General features: G+C 57.6%; 20 protein-coding genes. 15 read left to right on the top strand and 5 right to left on the bottom strand.

What is annotated here, in order from left to right:
• Nucleotides 1–55: 55 nt before the first annotated feature.
• The 4 genes from QN370_RS01195 to ftsB all read left to right on the top strand — a co-directional run bounded on the left by QN370_RS01195 (nucleotide 56) and on the right by ftsB (nucleotide 4,330).
• A complete protein-coding gene (locus QN370_RS01195) occupies nucleotides 56–1,720 on the top strand; it encodes a CTP synthase (RefSeq protein ID WP_322127374.1) in 1,665 nt (554 codons plus the stop codon).
• The gene (gene kdsA, locus QN370_RS01190; RefSeq protein ID WP_322127375.1) at nucleotides 1,717–2,571 is read left to right on the top strand and encodes a 3-deoxy-8-phosphooctulonate synthase; all 855 of its coding nucleotides are present in this window, start codon (nucleotides 1,717–1,719) and stop codon (nucleotides 2,569–2,571) included. The genes QN370_RS01195 and kdsA overlap by 4 nt, the downstream gene beginning before the upstream one ends.
• A gap of 61 nt (nucleotides 2,572–2,632) precedes the next feature.
• The gene (gene eno, locus QN370_RS01185; protein WP_322127376.1) at nucleotides 2,633–3,919 is read left to right on the top strand and encodes a phosphopyruvate hydratase; all 1,287 of its coding nucleotides are present in this window, start codon (nucleotides 2,633–2,635) and stop codon (nucleotides 3,917–3,919) included.
• 60 nt (nucleotides 3,920–3,979) lie between these two features.
• The gene (gene ftsB / locus QN370_RS01180) at nucleotides 3,980–4,330 is read left to right on the top strand and encodes a cell division protein FtsB (RefSeq protein WP_322127377.1); all 351 of its coding nucleotides are present in this window, start codon (nucleotides 3,980–3,982) and stop codon (nucleotides 4,328–4,330) included.
• A 72-nt stretch (nucleotides 4,331–4,402) separates the two neighbouring features.
• Here ftsB and hslO read toward each other — a convergent pair whose 3' ends face one another.
• From hslO to QN370_RS01165, 3 genes are read right to left on the bottom strand one after another with little or no spacing between them, the layout of a single operon-like run.
• Entirely contained in the window at nucleotides 4,403–5,335 is a 933-nt protein-coding gene (hslO, locus tag QN370_RS01175) for an Hsp33 family molecular chaperone HslO (protein WP_322127378.1), read from the bottom strand.
• Nucleotides 5,332–5,859: a gamma carbonic anhydrase family protein gene (locus tag QN370_RS01170; protein ID WP_322127379.1), complete on the bottom strand. Its 528-nt coding sequence runs from the start codon at nucleotides 5,857–5,859 to the stop codon at nucleotides 5,332–5,334. Before QN370_RS01170 ends, hslO begins: the two co-directional genes overlap by 4 nt.
• A gap of 55 nt (nucleotides 5,860–5,914) precedes the next feature.
• The gene (locus QN370_RS01165) at nucleotides 5,915–7,597 is read right to left on the bottom strand and encodes an acyl-CoA synthetase (RefSeq protein ID WP_322127380.1); all 1,683 of its coding nucleotides are present in this window, start codon (nucleotides 7,595–7,597) and stop codon (nucleotides 5,915–5,917) included.
• Nucleotides 7,598–7,690: 93 nt separating this feature from the next.
• On the opposite strand from QN370_RS01165, the gene QN370_RS01160 reads away from it, so the two are divergent.
• The 10 genes from QN370_RS01160 (at nucleotide 7,691) to QN370_RS01115 (ending at nucleotide 16,627) form a co-directional block, all read left to right on the top strand.
• The gene (locus QN370_RS01160; protein ID WP_322127381.1) at nucleotides 7,691–8,566 is read left to right on the top strand and encodes an alpha/beta hydrolase; all 876 of its coding nucleotides are present in this window, start codon (nucleotides 7,691–7,693) and stop codon (nucleotides 8,564–8,566) included.
• A 49-nt stretch (nucleotides 8,567–8,615) separates the two neighbouring features.
• On the top strand, nucleotides 8,616–9,488 hold the full coding sequence (locus QN370_RS01155; RefSeq protein WP_322127382.1) for a 3',5'-nucleoside bisphosphate phosphatase: 873 nt from the start codon (nucleotides 8,616–8,618) through the stop codon (nucleotides 9,486–9,488).
• Between the two features lie 73 nt (nucleotides 9,489–9,561).
• Nucleotides 9,562–10,437 carry a protease HtpX gene (htpX, locus tag QN370_RS01150; protein ID WP_322127383.1) on the top strand — a complete coding sequence of 292 codons (876 nt, stop codon included), beginning with the start codon at nucleotides 9,562–9,564 and terminating at the stop codon, nucleotides 10,435–10,437.
• Nucleotides 10,438–10,486: 49 nt separating this feature from the next.
• A complete protein-coding gene (locus tag QN370_RS01145; protein ID WP_322127384.1) occupies nucleotides 10,487–11,110 on the top strand; it encodes an L-threonylcarbamoyladenylate synthase in 624 nt (207 codons plus the stop codon).
• A 71-nt stretch (nucleotides 11,111–11,181) separates the two neighbouring features.
• Complete coding sequence (locus tag QN370_RS01140; RefSeq protein WP_322127385.1) at nucleotides 11,182–11,844, top strand: site-2 protease family protein; 663 nt, start codon at nucleotides 11,182–11,184, stop codon at nucleotides 11,842–11,844.
• Nucleotides 11,845–11,850: 6 nt separating this feature from the next.
• Nucleotides 11,851–13,053: a tryptophan--tRNA ligase gene (locus tag QN370_RS01135; protein ID WP_322127386.1), complete on the top strand. Its 1,203-nt coding sequence runs from the start codon at nucleotides 11,851–11,853 to the stop codon at nucleotides 13,051–13,053.
• Nucleotides 13,053–13,622: an SAM-dependent methyltransferase gene (locus QN370_RS01130; protein ID WP_322127387.1), complete on the top strand. Its 570-nt coding sequence runs from the start codon at nucleotides 13,053–13,055 to the stop codon at nucleotides 13,620–13,622. The genes QN370_RS01135 and QN370_RS01130 overlap by 1 nt, the downstream gene beginning before the upstream one ends.
• Nucleotides 13,623–13,711: 89 nt before the next feature.
• Nucleotides 13,712–14,590, top strand: coding sequence for a 4-hydroxy-tetrahydrodipicolinate synthase (dapA, locus tag QN370_RS01125; protein ID WP_322127388.1), 879 nt, complete (start codon nucleotides 13,712–13,714; stop codon nucleotides 14,588–14,590).
• Between the two features lie 67 nt (nucleotides 14,591–14,657).
• The gene (bamC, locus tag QN370_RS01120; protein ID WP_322127389.1) at nucleotides 14,658–15,824 is read left to right on the top strand and encodes an outer membrane protein assembly factor BamC; all 1,167 of its coding nucleotides are present in this window, start codon (nucleotides 14,658–14,660) and stop codon (nucleotides 15,822–15,824) included.
• 26 nt (nucleotides 15,825–15,850) lie between these two features.
• Nucleotides 15,851–16,627 (top strand): MBL fold metallo-hydrolase, encoded by a 777-nt coding sequence (locus QN370_RS01115; protein WP_322127390.1) that lies wholly within the window; start codon nucleotides 15,851–15,853, stop codon nucleotides 16,625–16,627.
• A gap of 71 nt (nucleotides 16,628–16,698) precedes the next feature.
• On the opposite strand, the gene QN370_RS01110 is transcribed toward QN370_RS01115, so the two are convergent.
• Together QN370_RS01110 and QN370_RS01105 are read right to left on the bottom strand one after the other, a co-directional pair.
• Nucleotides 16,699–16,914, bottom strand: a complete 216-nt coding sequence (locus tag QN370_RS01110) for a hypothetical protein (protein WP_322127391.1) — start codon at nucleotides 16,912–16,914, stop codon at nucleotides 16,699–16,701.
• A gap of 244 nt (nucleotides 16,915–17,158) precedes the next feature.
• On the bottom strand, nucleotides 17,159–18,283 hold the full coding sequence (locus QN370_RS01105; protein ID WP_322127392.1) for a cupin domain-containing protein: 1,125 nt from the start codon (nucleotides 18,281–18,283) through the stop codon (nucleotides 17,159–17,161).
• A 134-nt stretch (nucleotides 18,284–18,417) separates the two neighbouring features.
• On the opposite strand from QN370_RS01105, the gene QN370_RS01100 reads away from it, so the two are divergent.
• Nucleotides 18,418–18,954 (top strand): peptidylprolyl isomerase, encoded by a 537-nt coding sequence (locus QN370_RS01100; protein ID WP_322127393.1) that lies wholly within the window; start codon nucleotides 18,418–18,420, stop codon nucleotides 18,952–18,954.
• Nucleotides 18,955–18,977 lie beyond the last annotated feature (23 nt).

Raw genomic sequence — 18,977 nt, 5'->3', positions numbered from 1 at the left:
TTCAGCGTGCGGTATAATTCCGATTTCCCGCACGTGCCGTTCGGCACTATCTGCAATGACCAAATTTGTATTCGTAACCGGTGGCGTCGTCTCATCCCTTGGCAAAGGGATTGCAGCAGCCTCTCTCGCAGCGATTCTTGAATCGCGCGGCCTCAAAGTCACCATGCTCAAGCTCGATCCGTACATCAACGTCGATCCCGGCACGATGAGTCCGTTCCAGCATGGCGAAGTGTTTGTCACCGATGACGGTGCCGAAACCGACCTCGACCTTGGTCACTACGAGCGCTTCATCACCACCCGGATGCGCAAGGTCAATAACTTCACGACCGGCCAGATTTATGAATCGGTGATCCGCAAGGAGCGTCGTGGCGAATATCTCGGCAAGACCGTGCAAGTCATCCCGCACATCACCAATGAAATTCAGGATTACATCCATCGCGGTGCCGAAGGCTATGACGTCGCCGTGGTTGAAATCGGCGGCACCGTCGGCGATATCGAATCGCTGCCATTCCTTGAAGCCGCGCGTCAGCTAAGTCTGCGCGCCGGTCGCAATGCGGCTGCGTTCGTGCACCTGACGCTGGTGCCGTATCTGGTCTCGGCCGGTGAACTGAAAACCAAACCGACCCAGCACAGCGTTCAGAAATTGCGCGAAATCGGTATCTTCCCGGATGCGCTGCTGTGCCGTGCCGACCGGCCTATCCCGGATGACGAGCGCGCCAAGATTTCATTGTTCTCGAACGTGCCGGAAGATGCCGTGATGTCGGTGTGGGATGCCGATACGATTTACAAGATTCCGCAAATGCTGTTCGATCAGGGTCTCGACAAAATTGTCTGCGACAAGCTCGCCCTGTCCCCGAAACCGGCCGATCTGTCGATGTGGACACGGCTGGTGCATGCCCTCGAAAACCCGAAGTTTGAAGTCACCATCGGTATGGTCGGCAAATATGTCGACCTGACCGAGTCGTACAAATCACTGACCGAAGCCTTGCGTCATGCCGGCATTCATACCGAGTGCCGCGTCAATATCGAATATCTCGATTCCGAAGATATCGAAGTCACTGGTCCTGCCGGGCTGGCCAAATACGACGCGATCCTGGTGCCGGGCGGTTTCGGCAAGCGCGGTGTCGAAGGCAAGATTGCCTCGGCCCGTTATGCCCGCGAACACAAGATTCCGTACCTCGGCATTTGCCTCGGCATGCAAGTCGCGTTGCTCGAATATGCGCGCAATGTCGCGGGCTTGACCAAGGCGAACTCAACGGAATTCGATAACGAGACCGAGCAACCGGTCGTGGCCCTGATCAACGAATGGCAGAACCACGACGGCAAGGTCGAGAAGCGCGACATCAATTCCGACCTTGGCGGCACAATGCGTCTTGGCGCACAGACTTGTGCAGTCAAGCCCGGCACGCTGGCTGCTGAAATTTACGGCAACGTCGTCACCGAGCGTCATCGCCATCGCTATGAAGCCAACAACCATTACCTGAGCCGGGTTGAAGAAGCCGGTCTGGTCGTGTCGGCCCGCACACCGTCCGAAGACCTGTGCGAAATCATGGAATTGCCGCGCTCCGGCGCGCATTCACACCCGTGGTACCTCGGCGTGCAATACCATCCCGAATTCAAATCCACGCCACGCGACGGGCATCCGTTGTTCATCTCGTTCGTCAAGGCAGCGCTGGCACACAAGCAGGCGAGTGCCGGCACACTCAAGGATGCAGCATGAAATTATGTGGCTTTGACATTGGGCTCGATCAGCCGTTTTTCCTGATCGCCGGACCGTGCGTGATCGAATCGCGCCAGATGGCGTTTGATACGGCTGGCCAGCTCAAGGAAATCACCAGCGCACTTGGCATTCCCTTCATTTACAAGTCCTCGTTCGACAAGGCGAACCGCTCGTCGGGGACGTCGTTTCGTGGCCTCGGGATGGACAAGGGGCTGGAGATTCTCGCTGACGTCAAGCGCGAGCTGGGTGTTCCTGTTCTGACCGACATCCATGCGATCGACGAAATCAAGCCGGTGTCGGCGGTAGTCGACGTGCTGCAAACCCCGGCCTTTTTGTGTCGTCAGACCGACTTCATTCATGCGTGCGCGCAGTCGGGACGGCCGGTCAATATCAAGAAGGGTCAGTTCCTGGCACCGCATGACATGGTCAACGTGATCAACAAGGCGCGTGCTGCAGCAAAAGAAGCGGGTCTGCCGGAAGATAATTTCATGGCGTGCGAACGCGGCGTTTCGTTCGGCTACAACAACCTGGTGTCGGACATGCGCTCGCTGGCGATCATGCGCGAGACCGGTTGTCCGATCGTGTTTGATGCGACGCACTCGGTGCAATTGCCGGGCGGGCAGGGCAGTTCATCGGGCGGTCAGCGCGAATTCGTGCCGGTTCTGGCACGTGCTGCGGTCGCAGTAGGCATCGCGGGTCTGTTCATGGAAACCCATCCGAATCCGGCCGAAGCGATGTCCGACGGACCGAATGCGGTACCGCTGGGTCGGATGCGCGAACTGCTGTCGACGTTGATCGAACTAGATCGTGTCGTCAAGAAAAACGGCTTCCTCGAAACTGATTTCGCGTAACGGTCGCGCTTGACCGTTCACTTTTTACCCCAATTCAAAACTGCAAGATCCAGGAGAAATCATGAGTGCCATCGTTGACATCATCGCCCGCGAAATCATTGACTCACGCGGCAATCCAACCGTCGAATGCGACGTCCTGCTGGAATCCGGCGTCATGGGTCGTGCCTCGGTGCCATCCGGCGCATCGACCGGTTCGCGCGAAGCCATTGAATTACGCGATGGCGACATGAGTCGCTACTTCGGCAAGGGTGTCCTGAAAGCCTGCGAATTCATCAATACCGAAATTGCCGAAGCCATCATGGGCCTCGACGCCAACGAGCAAGCCTTTCTCGACCGCACACTGATCGACCTCGACGGCACCGACAACAAGGCACGCCTCGGTGCCAACGCCACGCTGGCAGTCTCGATGGCCGTGGCCAAAGCCGCTGCCGAAGAATCGGGCTTGCCGCTGTATCGCTACTTCGGTGGCAGTGGCGCGATGCAAATGCCGGTACCGATGATGAACGTCATCAACGGCGGCGCGCATGCCGACAACAATCTCGACATCCAGGAGTTCATGATCATCCCGGTGGGCGCACCGAGCTTCAAGGAAGCGATCCGTTATGGCGCCGAAATTTTTCATACGCTGAAAAAAATTCTGAAGGCTAAGGGTTTGGCGACTTCGGTCGGTGATGAAGGCGGTTTTGCACCGAACGTCGACAACCATGAAATGGCGATCAAGCTGATCATCCAGGCCATCGAAGAAGCCGGTTACGAGCCAGGTACGCAAATCGCGCTTGGTCTCGATTGTGCTGCGAGCGAGTTCTACAAGGACGGCAAATATCAGCTGACCGGCGAAGGTGGACTGGCACTGAGCTCGACTGATTTCACCAACCTGCTGGCAACCTGGTGCGACAAGTACCCGATCATTTCGATCGAAGACGGCATGGCGGAAAACGATTGGGAAGGCTGGGCCATCCTGACCGAAGCGCTCGGCAAGAAAATCCAGCTGGTGGGTGACGACTTGTTCGTCACCAATACCAAGATTTTGCGCGAAGGCATCGACAAGAACATCGCCAATTCGATCCTGATCAAAATTAACCAGATCGGAACGTTGACCGAAACCTTCGCCGCCATCGAAATGGCCAAGCGCGCCGGCTACACCGCCGTCATTTCCCATCGCTCCGGCGAGACCGAAGATTCGACCATTGCCGACATCGCCGTTGGTACCAATGCGTTGCAGATCAAGACCGGTTCGATGTCGCGTTCGGACCGCATGGCCAAGTACAACCAGCTGCTGCGCATCGAAGAAGACCTCGGTGATATCGCCAGCTATCCTGGCCGACAGGCTTTTTATAACCTGCGGTAACACAATGCAGTACGGGCCCGCAGTGGCCCGTGTGCATGACGTCAACTCACACTTTTCACCATGCGCCTGATTCTGATTTGCCTGACTGCGCTGTTATTGCTGATTCAATACCCGCTCTGGTTTGGCAAGGGCGGCTGGCTGCGCGTGGCCGAACTGGATCAGCAGGTCAATGCCGCCGTGCAAAAAACCGAAGACCTCAAAGCCCGCAATACCAAGCTCGCGTCCGAAGTGCAGGACTTGAAAACCGGTACCGGTGCGATCGAGGAGCGGGCGCGTTACGAACTCGGGATGGTCAAGGAAGACGAAGTGTTCATTCAGGTGTTGTCGGCAGGCACGCCAACACCCGAAATCGCAGTCAAGCCAACGCCTGCTAATGCCGGGCCGTTGCCGCCGGTGCGCGGTACCCGTTGAGTCCCGGCCGTAGGGTGCAATGCCCTTCGGTTATTGCACCCTACGGATTTTAGCGTTGCACCAACGCCTGCCTCAATGCTTGACGCTGCTATCGCTCGCCAATACCTCGGTTGCCACGAACAATTGCGCACAATCGACTTTGTCGAAGGCGTAATGCTGGCCACAAAATTCGCAATCAACTGACATCTTTCCCATTTCGGCCAGGGCCGAGTTGACTTCTTCCTGACCCAGCATTTTGAGCATGTTGCCAACGCGTTCGCGGCTGCACGTGCAGCGAAAACTCGGGTGCTGGGGATCGAAAACACGGATGGTTTCTTCCCAGAACAGCCGCCGCATCAACGTTTCGATGTCGGTTTCCAGTAACTCTGCATTGCGCAGTGTCGAGCCCAGCATTACGCTACGATCCCAGGTGGCGAGGTCGTCGTCGACAGGTGCGTCGACGCCGCCGGTGCTTGGCAGTTTTTGCAGAAGCAACCCACGCGAGACATTGCCGTCGGCGGCTAGCCACAAGCGCGTGTCGAGTTGTTCCGAGCGCAGCATGTAGTGTTCGATGACGGTGGCAATGCTGTCGCCATCGAGCGGGACCACGCCCTGATAGGCTTGCTGTCCTGGCAGTTTGTCTTTCGGGTCGAGCGTGATGACGAAACGGCCCTTGCCGTTCAGATTGACGAGGTCGGTGAGCAGTGATGCTTCGCTGATGACGGCTTCGGCATCGAACTTGGCCGTAGCGCGCATCTGCAAATCGCCATCGCACTCGACGACCAGCAAGCGCACCGGGCCATCACCGTAAATCTGCATGACGATCGCGCCATTGAATTTCAGGTTGGCCGATAACAGTGCTGCCGCTGCCATCATTTCGCCGAGCAGTGTTCGCACGGCCGGCGGATAGTCGCGCCGCTGTTGTACCTGACGCCAGGTGTCCGATAACTCGACCAGTTCGCCGCGCACGGGGGCGCCATCGAACATGAATTTTTGCAACGTGTCGGGGGTCTTGTGCTGACTCATGCGGACACCTTTTTCAGTGTGGTCTTGAACGACTGCGCGCGTGCCACATAGCTGGCAGCGCTCCCTGCGAGCTTGAGGATTTCATCGGCGGTCAGCGTGCGTACGGCTTTGGCCGGGGTGCCGATGATCAATGAATTGTCCGGGAATTCCTTGCCTTCAGTGACCAGTGCACCGGCACCAACCAGACAGTTGCGGCCGATTTTTGCGCCATTGAGGACGATGGCCTGGATGCCGATCAGCGAGCCTGCGCCTATCGTGCAACCGTGCAGCATGGCCTGATGGCCGATAGTGACGTTGTCGCCGATGGTCAGCGGATAACCGATGTCGGTATGGCAGACCGCGCCTTCCTGCACATTGCTGTTTTCGCCAACGCTGATGAGTTCGTTATCGCCGCGCAGCGTGACGTTGAACCAGACGCTGCTGTTGGCAGCAAGGCGCACCTTGCCGATCAGTGTGGCTTCGTCGGTCACATAAGCCGACGGATCGATCTGGGGCGCATGTTCGCCGTAATGGTAGATGGCCATGGAGGTGTCCTGTTGAAAAGTTCGGTAAAGGCGGCATTTTACTGCCGCCGGAGAATCAGGATGCGCTGCCGGAGCGCTCTCGTTCCAGTTCACGCAAGACGCGGCGCTGCACCTTGCCGGTCGTCGTCATTGGCAAGGCATCGATGAACTCGATCTCTTTCGGATATTCGTACGGCGCGAGTTGCGATTTCACGTGTGCTTGCAGTTCGGCCTTGAGGGCGTTATCGGCCAGCGGATTGCGCGCCACGCTGTCGACCAGCACCACGAATGCCTTGACCAGATTGCCGCGTTCGGCGTCCGGCTTGGGCACCACGGCGGCATTCGCAACGGCGGCATGCTTGACCAGACAGTTCTCGATTTCGGACGGGCCGATCCGGTAGCCGGCCGCCTTGAACATGTCATCGGCGCGGCCCTGGTACCACAGATAGCCGTCGGCATCCATCAATGCCAGGTCGCCGGTGCAGCACCAGTCGCCGCGAAATTTGTCGGTGGTGGCTTGCGGGTTGTTCCAGTAACCGAGGAAAAAAATCGGGTCAGGCGTGCCGTGCCGGTCGGTGCGATGGAGCGCGACATCGCCGATGCTACCGGCGGGTAGTTCGACACCCTCGGCATCGACCACCGCCACCCGATGGCCGGGATAGGGCCGGCCCATGCTGCCCGGACGGGCCGGCCATTTACCGGCACTGTTGCCGACGATGTAGTTCATCTCGGTCTGGCCGAACATTTCATTGATGGTGACGCCGAGCGCTTTCTGGCCCCAATGAAATACCGCATCGCCGACCGCTTCGCCGGCGCTCATGATGGCGCGCAGTTTGAGTTTGTAGCTCTTGCGCGGCAACGGCACGGCTTTCATCATCATCTTGAGCGCGGTCGGGAACAGGAAGGTATTGGTGACGCCATGTTTTTCCATCAGCCCGAACGCCATGTCGGCGCTGAACCGGCCCTGATAGCCGACGATGGTCTGGCCAAAATACAGGGTCGGCAACAAGGCATCCATCAGTCCGCCAGTCCAGGCCCAGTCGGCCGGCGACCAGAAAATATCTTTCTTTTTCGGGAACCAGTTTTGCGACGCGACAAAGCCGGTCAGGTTGCCAATCACCGCTGCGTGGGGCAGCAGCGCGCCCTTCGGTGCGCCGGTGGTGCCGCTGGTGTAAATCAGGATGGCCGGGTCGGTCGCCAGCGTATCGACCGGTGTGAATACCGTCGAGGCTTCGGCCAGTAACTCTTGCCAGTCGAGACACTCGGCATGCTCGCCATCGACGTAAATGAGATGCTTGAGGGCAGGGCAGCGGGCCCGGCTGACCAGCAGATTTTCCAGTCCGGCCTGGTCGACGATGGCGACAGGGGCGGCACTGTCTTGCAGGCGGTATTTGAGTGCATCAGGACCGAACAGGATGGACATCGGCATCGCGACCGCACCGAGCTGGTAGCAGGCCATGTGCGCGATCGGCGTTTCGGCGCGTTGCGGCAAAATGATGGCGACGCATTGCCCCTGGGTGATACCGAGGTAGCGCAGGGCATTCGACAGCCGATTGGATTCGTCCTGCAGTTCCCGATAGGTCAGGGCGCTGTGGTCACCGGATTCGTCATCGCACAGCAGCGCAACGCGCTCGGGATCGGTCGCCCAGCGCCGGCTGCAGACTTCGGCGATGTTGAAGCGGGTGGGAACATGCCAGACAAAATCGTCATACAGGCTTTGGTACTGATCGTGAACGGGGGTCTTGCTGACTGCGGGCATGTGGTCTCCGGTATAATTTTGCACGGTCGTTCTATTCGGCTGCATTGTTCGCATCGTTTGCAGTGTGCTTCACATCTCGTTCAACAGGAAAACATGAAAGCTTCCCGCTCGGAATTTATCACGGTACGCGGTCTGCGTTACCACATTCGCCATTGGGGTAACCCGGATGCGCCGCTGCTTTTCATGGTACATGGCTGGATGGATGTGTCGGCATCCTTCCAGTTTGTGGTCGATCATCTCGAGGGCGATTGGCATGTGATTGCGCCGGACTGGAGAGGCTTTGGTCTGACCGATGATTCCGGCGCGGACAGTTACTGGTTTGCCGATTACCTCGGTGACCTCGATGCCATCCTGAACCATTACGCGCCACAGCAAGCGGTCAATTTGCTGGGGCACAGCATGGGTGGCAATGTGGCGACGCTGTATGCCGGAATCCGTCCCGCCCGGGTGGCCAGGCTGATCAATCTCGAAGGCTTCGGCATGCCGGCAACACGCCCGGAGCAGGCACCACGCCGGTACGAAAAATGGCTGGACGAACTGGCTGCGCCGAGTCCGATGCGACCGTATGCCTCGCAAGCCGAGGTCGCTGCCCGTCTGCAAAAGACCAATCCGCGCCTGACTGATGCGCGTGCGGCTTTTCTGTCGGGTCACTGGGCCGCGCAGCAAGACGATGGCAGCTGGCGCATCCTCGGTGACGCTGCCCACAAGCAGTCGAGCCCGTTGCTCTATCAGGTTGACGAGGCCATGGCGTGCTGGCAGCAAGTCAGTGCGCCCGTCTTGTGGGTCGAAGCCGCCCAGACCGATGTCTGGCGCTGGATGGGGCCGAAGGAGCAGGCGCGTATCGAGATCGACCGGCGCATCACCTTTTTACCGACGGTCCAGACCGCGATGATTAACCATGCCGGTCACATGCTGCACCACGACCAGCCGGAGCAACTGGCACGGCTGGTGGAGGATTTTCTGAAGTAGCCAGGTCGCTTGCATGGCGCGGCGATGCGCCGCGCCGCATCACGTTACAATGACTTATCCCAATCAATTGAATTGCGTCGATCCCGTGCTCAACATCGATCTCCATTGCCACTCCACTTTCTCCGACGGTTTGCTGGCACCGGCGCAAGTCGCCGCGCGCGCCAAGGCCAACGGTGTCGATGTCTGGGCACTGACGGATCATGATGAAGTCAGCGGCATTGCCGAAGCCCGCGAGGCGGCACGTGAACTCGACCTGCAGTTCGTTGCCGGCGTCGAAATCTCGATTACCTGGGCCGGCGAAACCGTCCATATCGTCGGCTTGCAAATTGATGAAACCAATCCGCAACTGGTGCTGGGTCTCGATTCGACCCGTTCAGGACGCGAACAACGCGCCCGCGAAATGGCTGACCAGCTCGCAATGGTAGGCATACCGGATGCGTTTGATGGCGCACTCAATTTCGTCGGCAACCCGGACTTGATTTCTCGCACCCACTTCGCCCGTTATCTGATTGAAATTGGCGAGTGCCGCGACGTCCCGGATGTCTTCAGCAAGTACCTGATCGAAGGCCGGCCGGGCTTTGTGCCGCATCGCTGGGCGACATTGCAGCAGGCGGTGCAATGGATACGCGGTGCTGGTGGGGTTGCCGTAGTCGCGCATCCGGGACGTTACGATTTTACGGACATGCAGCTTGGCGTCTTCCTCGACGAATTCATCGCTTATGGTGGCAGCGCCATCGAAGTCATGACCGGCAGCCACACCGTGGATCAATACGATACCTATGCGCGGCTGGCCAACCGTTACGGCTTGCGTGCTTCGCGCGGTTCCGATTTTCATGGGCCGGGAGAATCGCGGGTCGACCTTGGCGCGTTGCCGCCATTGCCGCCTTCAGTCACGCCGGTGTGGGCCGACTGGAAGCTGTAGGCGGGCTCTTGAAATCCGGGTCGGGTGGCCGCATCTTGGCTTCTCCTGCCATCTTCAATGCGGAGTCTCCTGTATGAAAAGAATTTTTCTGTTCCTAGCCACGAATATTGCGGTGATGCTGGTCTTGACCGTCGTCCTGTCGGTGCTGGGTGTGGATCGGTTCATTACCCAGGCCGGACTGAATTTACCGATGTTGATGGTGTTTTCGCTGGTCGTCGGTTTTACCGGCTCGATCTTTTCGCTCCTGATCAGCAAGTGGATGGCCAAGCGCTCCACTGGTGCCCGGGTCATCGAGTCGCCGACTAATTCGACTGAGGTCTGGCTGATCAGCACGGTCGAGAAACTCGCAAGACGGGCCGAGATCACGATGCCGGAAGTGGCGATCTACGAAGGTGAAGCCAATGCCTTCGCGACCGGCGCGTTCAAGAATTCCGCGTTGGTAGCAGTTTCTACCGGCTTGCTCGAATCGATGAACAAGGAAGAAATCGAAGCTGTTCTGGCGCATGAAATCGCCCACGTTGCCAACGGCGACATGGTGACGATGATGCTGATCCAGGGGGTCGTCAATACGTTCGTGGTGTTCCTGTCGCGCGTGATCGGTTACGCGGTGGATCGCGCACTGTCCCGTGGTGACAGCAATAGCGGTCCCGGTATCGGTTACATGATCACGGTGATCGTGGCGCAAATCGTACTTGGCATCGGTGCATCGGTGATCGTTGCCTGGTTCTCCCGCCACCGCGAATTCCGTGCCGACGCCGGTTCGGCCAGGTTGCTGGGCTCGGCCGAACCGATGGTGCGTGCATTGCAGCGCCTCGGCGGCATGACGCCCAATTCATTGCCGCAATCGATGGCCTCGATGGGTATCAGTGACAAGCCCGGATTCATGGCGTTGTTCTCGACACACCCGCCGATGGAACAACGCATTGCTGCGCTGCGCGCTCAGCGTTAACCGTTATTTTTCTGGAGTACGGCGGCCGTAGTGGCCGCCGTTTGTATTCATGAGCCAATTTTTTCAAATCCATGCCGAGAATCCGCAACAACGCCTGATCAATCAGGCGGCAGAAATTATCCATCGGGGTGGCATTGTTGCGATGCCGACCGACTCCAGCTACGCGCTGGTCTGCCATCTCGATGACAAGGACGCGGTGACACGGTTACGCCGAATTCGCGGCGTCGATGACAAGCATCTGCTGACCTTGCTGTGCCGCGATCTCGCCGAGATTGCGCTGTATGCCAAGGTCGATAACAAGCAATATCGTTTACTGAAGGCCGCCACGCCAGGGTCCTACACGATGATCCTCGAGGCCACCAAGGAAGTACCGCGCCGTGTCAGTCATCCATCGCGCAAGACGATCGGCTTGCGGGTACCGGAAAACCGGATTGCACTGGCTTTGCTCGAGCAGCTTGGCCAGCCGTTGCTCGGTACCACGCTGATCCTGCCGGGTGATGAACTGCCGCTGACCAATGCCGACAGCGTGCGCGATCGCATCGAAAAGCAGGTTGATCTGATCATCGACGGCGGTGCCTGCAGCCTCGAGCCGACCACCGTGGTCGACCTCAGCGGCGACGAGCCGGTGCTGATCCGCGCCGGTCGCGGGCCTCTTGAGCTGTTCGGTTTCTGATTTCATGCCGATTCTTTTCCGCTCCTGCGTTATTTCGCGGTGCTCCACCTTCCCTCTGCTAAACTCCCGCCATGAATGATTTGATCCAGACCGTTGCGGTCTTTTTTCTGCCTGTATTGTTCGCCATCACGCTGCACGAGGCGGCACATGCCTATGCGGCACGCTACTTCGGCGACAACACGGCCTACGACGAAGGCCGGATGACGCTCAATCCGATTGTCCACATTGATCCGGTCGGAACCATCCTCGTGCCGATCCTGCTGTATTTCTCGACTGGCGGTGCGTTCCTGTTCGGTTACGCCAAGCCAGTACCAGTCGACTTCGGGCGCTTGCGCAATCCTAAGCGCAACATGCGCTGGGTAGCTTTTGCCGGGCCCGCATCGAACCTGTTCATGGGATTTATCTGGGCCATGCTGGGCATTCTCCTGACCGCTTTTCATGTCCAAGAACCGTTTTTCTACAAAATGGTGCAGGCTGGCGTGATGGTCAATCTGGTGGTGTTTGCCTTTAATCTGTTTCCGATTCCTCCGCTTGATGGCGGACGGGTCATGTACAGCCTGCTCCCTGACAAGATCGCCAACCAGTATGCGAAGCTCGAACCGTATGGCTTCTTCATCGTGCTGGGACTGGCGCTGACGAAGATTCTGTATCCGGTCTGGGTGTTGCCGGTGGTGACTGTTGCTTCCGGTTTTCTGACCGTGCTGACCACTCCTTTCCACTTCCTTTTGAACTGATCGACTATGTATCCTGATCGTGTAGTCTCCGGCATGCGGCCCACTGGTGCGATGCACCTCGGCCATTATCACGGCGCCCTGAAAAACTGGATCCGGTTGCAATCCGAATTGCCCTGCCTGTTTTTTGTCGCCGACTGGCATGCGTTGACCACGCATTACGATGATCCGAGCATCATTGAAACCAGTACCTGGGACATGCTGATCGACTGGCTCGCTGCCGGCGTCGATCCGTCGCAATCAACCCTGTTCATCCAGTCGCAAGTGCCCGAGCATGCTGAACTGCATCTGCTGCTGTCGATGGCCACGCCATTGGGCTGGCTGGAGCGGGTGCCGACCTACAAGGATCAGCAAGAAAAGCTCGCCGATCGCGACCTCGCAACCTATGGTTTTCTCGGCTACCCGTTGTTGCAGGCAGCCGATGTGCTCATTTATCGCGCCAGTCAGGTGCCGGTTGGTGCGGACCAGGTGCCGCATATCGAAATGATGCGCGAGATCGCACGACGCTTCAATCATCTGTATGGCAAGGAAAAAGGCTTCGAGGAAAAAGCCCGCGATGCAGTCAAGAAGCTCGGTGGCAAGCGCGCCAAGATTTACGCCGAACTGCGCAAGGCTTATCAGGAGCAGGGCAAGGACGAGGCACTGCAGCAAGGCAAGGCGATGCTTGACGACACGCAAAACCTCAGCATGATCGATCGCGAGCGCTTGTTCGGCTACCTGGAAGGCAGTGGAAAACTGATTCTGGTCGAGCCGCAATGCCGCCTGACCGAGTCGTCGCGCTTGCCGGGTCTCGATGGCCAGAAAATGTCCAAGAGCTATGGCAACTCGATTGCGTTGCGCGAAGACAAGGACAGCCTGACCAAAAAAATTCGCACGATGCCGACCGATCCGGCACGGGTACGCCGTACCGATCCGGGTGATCCCGAGCGTTGCCCGGTCTGGCAGTTGCATCAGGTCTATACCGACACCAGTACGCATGAATGGGTCATGAAGGGCTGCAAGTCGGCAGGCATCGGTTGCCTTGAATGCAAGCAGCCCGTCATCGACGCGATCCTGAAAGAACAGGAGCCAATGCGCGAACGGGCGCAGGTGTATCTCGATGATCCTTCGCTGGTGCGGGCCATAGTGGCCGATGGCCGCGATACCGCACGCAAGCTGGCGCAGGAAACCATGCGTGATGTGCGCGATGCGATGGGGCTGTCGTACAGTTGATGCATCAGTCGATCGATGCGCCATCGGCGTGGGTACAACGGTTTGCCGGATGCATTCCGGCGGGCAGGGTGCTTGACCTTGCTTGCGGCAGTGGCCGGCATGCGCGCCTGCTGGCTGCCGCCGGACACACCGTGTTAGCCGTCGATCGCAATGTACAAGCGCTGGCAACCACGGCAGGGCCAGGCATAGCGACGGCTTGCATTGATCTCGAAAACGGTACCGGCGCAGTCGAATTGCTGCAGCCTGGCAGCTTCGCTGGCATCGTCGTCACCAATTATTTGCATCGTCCGTTGTTGCCTTTGCTGTTTGCCAGTCTGACCGATGGTGGTGTGCTGATTGTCGAAACATTTGCCCACGGTAACGGTGAATTCGGCAAGCCGTCGAGTCCGGCGTTTCTGCTGCAACCCGGCGAGTTGCTGGCTGCGGCGCTGGCCGCGCAGGTTCATGTTCTGGCTTTCGAGGATGGGTACGAAGCGTTGCCGGCACCCGCAATGCGACAAAGATTGTGTGCAATTAAATTGCGCCCTGGTGCGCCAGCCAACACCCCGCTGTTGTCAGAGAATGTGTAATCGTTTGTAGGTGCAAACGCCTATACTCTCCCTCAGACGTCGGCGATCCGCTACAATTACCCACTTCATAAACTGGCCACGCGATAATCATGATTCAGGGAAGCTTAGTCGCAATCGTTACACCGATGCACGCAGATGGCAGTCTCGATTTACCGGGATTGCGCAAGTTAATCGACTGGCACATCGCGGAAGGAACCGACGGCATTGTCATCGTTGGTACCACCGGTGAATCACCAACCGTCACGGTGGACGAACACTGCGAATTGATCAAGGTCGCTGTCGAGCATACCGACAAGCGCATCCCGATCATCGCCGGAACCGGCGGCAATTCGACGGCCGAAGCGATCGAACTGACCCGCTATGCCAAGAGTGCCGGTGCGGATGCGTCGTTGCTGGTGGTGCCGTACTACAACCGGCCTACCCAGGAAGGGATGTTTCAGCACTTCAAAAAAATCGCCGAAGCGGTCGACTTGCCGGCCATCCTGTACAACGTACCCGGGCGCACTGTCGCCGACATGAGCAATGACACCATCGTCCGTCTGTCCGCAGTACCAGGCATCATCGGTGTCAAGGATGCGACTGGCAATATTGCTCGCGGTATCGATTTGCTGAGACTGGTGCCGTCTTCCTTTGCGGTCTATTCGGGTGATGATGCGACTGCCATGGCGCTGATGCTGTGCGGCGGCAAGGGCAATATTTCGGTGACGGCCAATATCGCACCGCGCGCGATGCACGAGCTGTGTGTCGCCGCGATTGCCGGCCATCTTGCTGAAGCAATCAAGATCAACAATTGCATGATGCCTTTGCATAACAAACTGTTTGTCGAACCGAATCCGGTGCCGCTGAAATGGGCGATGCAGGAGATTGGCCTGATCGAAGCCGGCATGCGTTTGCCGCTGGTTCCGCTTGCCGCTGAATTCCACGCAGTCGTTCGCGCGGCGATGCGCGAATCCGGTGTACTACAATAAGCTGCATTGACAAGCGCTCTTGTTCGATGATTTTTCAAACTCCATCCGACTCTCATACCGTATCGACATGACATTACGCTCCAACCCTGAAATAGCCCGCGGCCTTGTTCTTGCGGTCGCCCTTACCGGACTGGCTGGCTGCGGTTCGATCAGCTCGCTCGTGGAACCGGAGCGGCTGGACTACAAAAGCGCCAGCAAGGCATCCACGGTCAATCTGGAAGTCCCGCCGGACCTGACGCAGTTGAAAAAAGACAGCCGTTATGCGATTCCCGAGAGTAACCGTGGCACCGCGACGGCTTCCAGCTATACCGCACAAACGGGTACGCAGCCTGTAGCAACCAGCGCGATCCCGGAAGTGATCGCGCCAAAAGGAACGCCGGAAGCACGTGTCATGCGTGACGGTAACGAGCGCTGGCTGGTCGTCAAGGCAAGCCCGGAAGTGCTGTGGCCGCAGATCAAGGATTTCTGGCAGGATTCGGGTTTTTTGATCAATATCGAAAAACCGGAAGCCGGCGTCATGGAAACCGACTGGGCTGAAAATCGTGCCAAGATTCCGCAAGATTTCATTCGCAAAACGCTCGGCAAGGTCATCGATTCCTTGTACTCGACCGGTGAACGCGACAAGTTCCGTACCCGTCTTGAACGCGGTGCCGATGGAACGACCGAGGTCTACATCAGTCATCGCGGTGCCGAAGAAGTGGTCACCGGCCAGCAAAGAGACGGCACGATATGGACCCCGAGACCGGCAGATCCTGGCCTCGAGGCTGAATTCCTGTCGCGTCTGATGGCTCGTCTTGGCGTCGAAGAAGTCAAGGCCAAGACCATTGTTGCGCAGGCAGTGCAAAAGCCGGATCGTTCAAAACTGGGCAAGGATGCTGATGGGGCGTATGTCGAGGTGGATGAAGGTTTCGATCGCGCCTGGCGTCGGGTTGGTCTTTCGCTAGACCGGGTGGGATTCACGGTGGAAGATCGTGACCGCGTCGAAGGCATGTACTTCGTTCGTTATATTGATCTCGGGCAGGATGCACAAAGTAAATCGAAGGCTGATAACGGTTTCTTTTCGCGACTGTTCAGCAGCTCGGACGATAAGGTCAAAAAAGCCCAGCGTTATCGGGTCCTGGTCAAGCAAGTCGGTACGATCAGCAGGATCACGGTGCTCAATGATGAAGGCAAACCTGAAAAGTCAGGTACCGCTGACCGCATCTTGACGCTGGTCAATGAGCAACTCAAGTAATTGACGGACTTGCCTAGTTTGTTTCATTGAAGTTTGCCAGTCTAGGCAGCGGCAGCGAAGGTAACGCGCTGCTCATTACCGCAGCTTCCGGCACGACGCGCACCACCGTCATGCTGGACTGCGGTTTTTCTGTCAAGGAAACCGAGCGCCGCATGGCGCGCATCGGTATGGCCGCAGCAGAGCTGAGCGCCATCGTCATCACCCATGAGCATTCGGACCATGTGAGTGGCGCGTTCAAGTTTGCGCGCCGCTACCACGTGCCGGTCTGGCTGAGTTACGGCACCTTTCAGGCCGTACAGCATGATTGCAAGGGCGTCGATGTCCGTTTTTGCCGGGACGGTGTGACCATCCCGATTGGTGATCTTGAACTGCTGCCCTACACGGTCCCTCACGATGCACGTGAACCAGTCCAGTACGTCGCCAGCGACGGGCGCAGCCGGCTCGGTGTGCTCACCGACGCAGGTCACTCGACACCACACATGGTGGGTGCCTTGGCCGGCTGTGAGGCGCTCATCCTTGAATGTAATCACGACCGGCAGATGCTGGCCAATTCAATTTATCCACCGTCATTGAAGCGCCGGATTGGTGGCATCTACGGCCACTTGTCGAACGACAGCAGCACACAAATTCTGTCAGCGCTCGACCGTTCGCGCTTGCGCATGGTCATCGGTGCCCACCTTAGCCAGCAAAACAATACGGCTGCGCTGGCAACGGCAGCAATCACGCTGGGACTCGACGGCGCTGATGCGCAGATTCGTATCGCTGATCAATCGGATGGTTTCGACTGGGTCGATCTGGCTTGACGATCAGGCTTGCCGATCTGGCGGTCGAAAAAAAACCGACCCGAAGGTCGGCTTTCGATATCAGCCTGAAATTACTTGGCTGGCTCAGCTGGCTTGGCAGCGTCTGCAGCAGGAGCAGTAGCGTCAGCGGCAGGAGCAGCTGGAGCTGGCATTTCTGCAGCTGGAGCAGCTGGAGCGGCTGGAGCTGGAGCTTCAACAGCTGGTGCAACTGGAGCGACTTCTTCTTTTTTACCGCAAGCTGCGAGTGTCAGGGCGAACAGGGAGGCGATCAACAGTGCTTTTTTCATGGTGTTTCCTTAAATTCAAATGGTTCGAGTTATGCGATGAATAATTACCGGTAATTATCGCTCTATAGAAATTACCAACCAGACCCAAGCCAACCGCGCAGAGGACGCCAGAAAGGTTTTTTCTAAGCAGCCGATTATAACGGCTTTTTGTGCGCCACGGCATGGATCCTTTGCTTTATGGTACGTAACTGTTTGCAACAAAATCCATGTACGAATTGAAATATCGTTGCAGTTAAGAAGCTTATTACTTTGTCGTTGCCAACCAGCCCTGCCGATACCAGTCATGCATGGCTTCGGCAACATCCTGCGATGCAGTAGCCGTCAGTTCGGCTGATAGCGTGCGGCTGTCCGCCAGCATACTGAGCAGGGTTTTGTCTGTGGCATCGACCTCGAATGACTCGCCATTGATAAAGATCAGCTTGCTGCGGTAAAGCATTTGCGTTTTGCGGGACAACGACACGCCGCGCTTGCCAGCCAGCGCCATGAATTTATCCAGTGTCAGCGGTCGTTTTGGGCCTTCAAAAAAGACATTGGCTTTTGGTTCGGACAGGTATTCGCCGAGGAAGATCGCGATATCGTCCTTGGTGAACTGGACCTTGTTGAGCTCGGTCGACACTTGCGCGAGCATCGCGCTGCTGATTTCAGCCGGTCGCGTGGTTGCTGTCAGGGCTGGGTCGGCGTAGCGACCGGGCAGGTCGATTGAATCCGACATGAAGGTCAGGAAAGCTTCGCCAAGTTCCTGAAACGACGGAGCGCGAAAGCCAATCGAATAAGTCATGCATTCACCGATGGCAACGCCCTCATGGGCATAGTGCGGCGGCAGGTACACCATGTCACCTGGTTCGAGATCGAACTCTTCGGTCGGTGTGAAGTGCTTGAGAATTTTCAGTGGCACCCCTTGCTGTAGCGTCAGATCTTCCTGGGCACCAATGCGCCAGCGACGGGTCCCTTGTGCCTGCAACAGGAACACATCGTAGGAATCAAAATGAGGACCAACGCTGCCGTTATCGCTGGCATAACTGATCATCAGATCGTCGAGGCGGGCATCGGGCAAGAAATTAAACTGACGTAGCAAGGCGTCTGCCGCATCGTCATGCAGATTCACGCCTTGAACCAGCAAGGTCCAGTTTTTCTTCGTGATGGCGGGCAGGGTAGTTTGCGGGCCGGCCTGCATTTCCCACTTTTGCTTGAACTGGGTAATCAGGCGCGACTCCACATCGTCGCGCGCGGCCAGTTCAAAAAGGGCCTCACGGTCCAGCAACGCAGCAAAGCCGGGAATGGCCTGACGGATCACGCACGGTTTTTTGTGCCAGTAATCCTTGAGGAATTGTGCGGGTGTCAGGTCACCCAGGAGTGTCGATTTTTTCATGACCGCATTATAGCTGTCGGGGCCGGCGGGATTGGTCCGGGACAGGTCAACTACGGCGGATTTTATGTCGCAGGCCGGCCTGACGTGATTCGGGAAGGTATAATTCGGCAGACTCTTAAACGAAAGGATACACCATGATAATTGCCAAAAATACCGTAGTGACGGTCCACTACACGCTGTCAGACGCCCAGGGCAATCTGATTGAGGAAAGCCGGGACCCGATGGTGTATTTGCACGGTGGTTACGAGAATACCTTGCCGAAAATCGAAGAAGCGCTCGATGGCAAGGACACCGGTTATGAAACCAACCTGCAGGTTGAGCCCGATGATGCCTTTGGCGAATACGATCCTGCACTGGTCAAGGTAGAACCCCGCGACCGTCTGCCGACACCGCTGGAAGTGGGCATGCAATTTGAAGGCTTGCCAGATGGCGGCGAAGACGATGACTCCGTGATCTTTACCGTGACCGATATCGCCGATGACAAGGTTGTACTCGACGGCAACCATCCGCTGGCAGGTATGGCACTGCGGTTCAACCTGAGAGTCGGCGAAGTGCGTGCCGCATCTGACGAAGAAGTCGTTCATGGTCATGTGCATGGTGCTCACGGTCATCACAATGAAGAGCCCGATGACGAGTCAGGCGACCATTTCCGTAGCCATCCGATCCACTGATTTACTGATCATTGAATGATCGG

Origin of the sequence: Actimicrobium sp. CCI2.3, assembly GCF_035019065.1 — a bacterium.
Classification (GTDB): Bacteria; Pseudomonadota; Gammaproteobacteria; order Burkholderiales; family Burkholderiaceae_D; genus Actimicrobium.
This window is presented reverse-complemented; position numbering and strand designations above follow the sequence as displayed.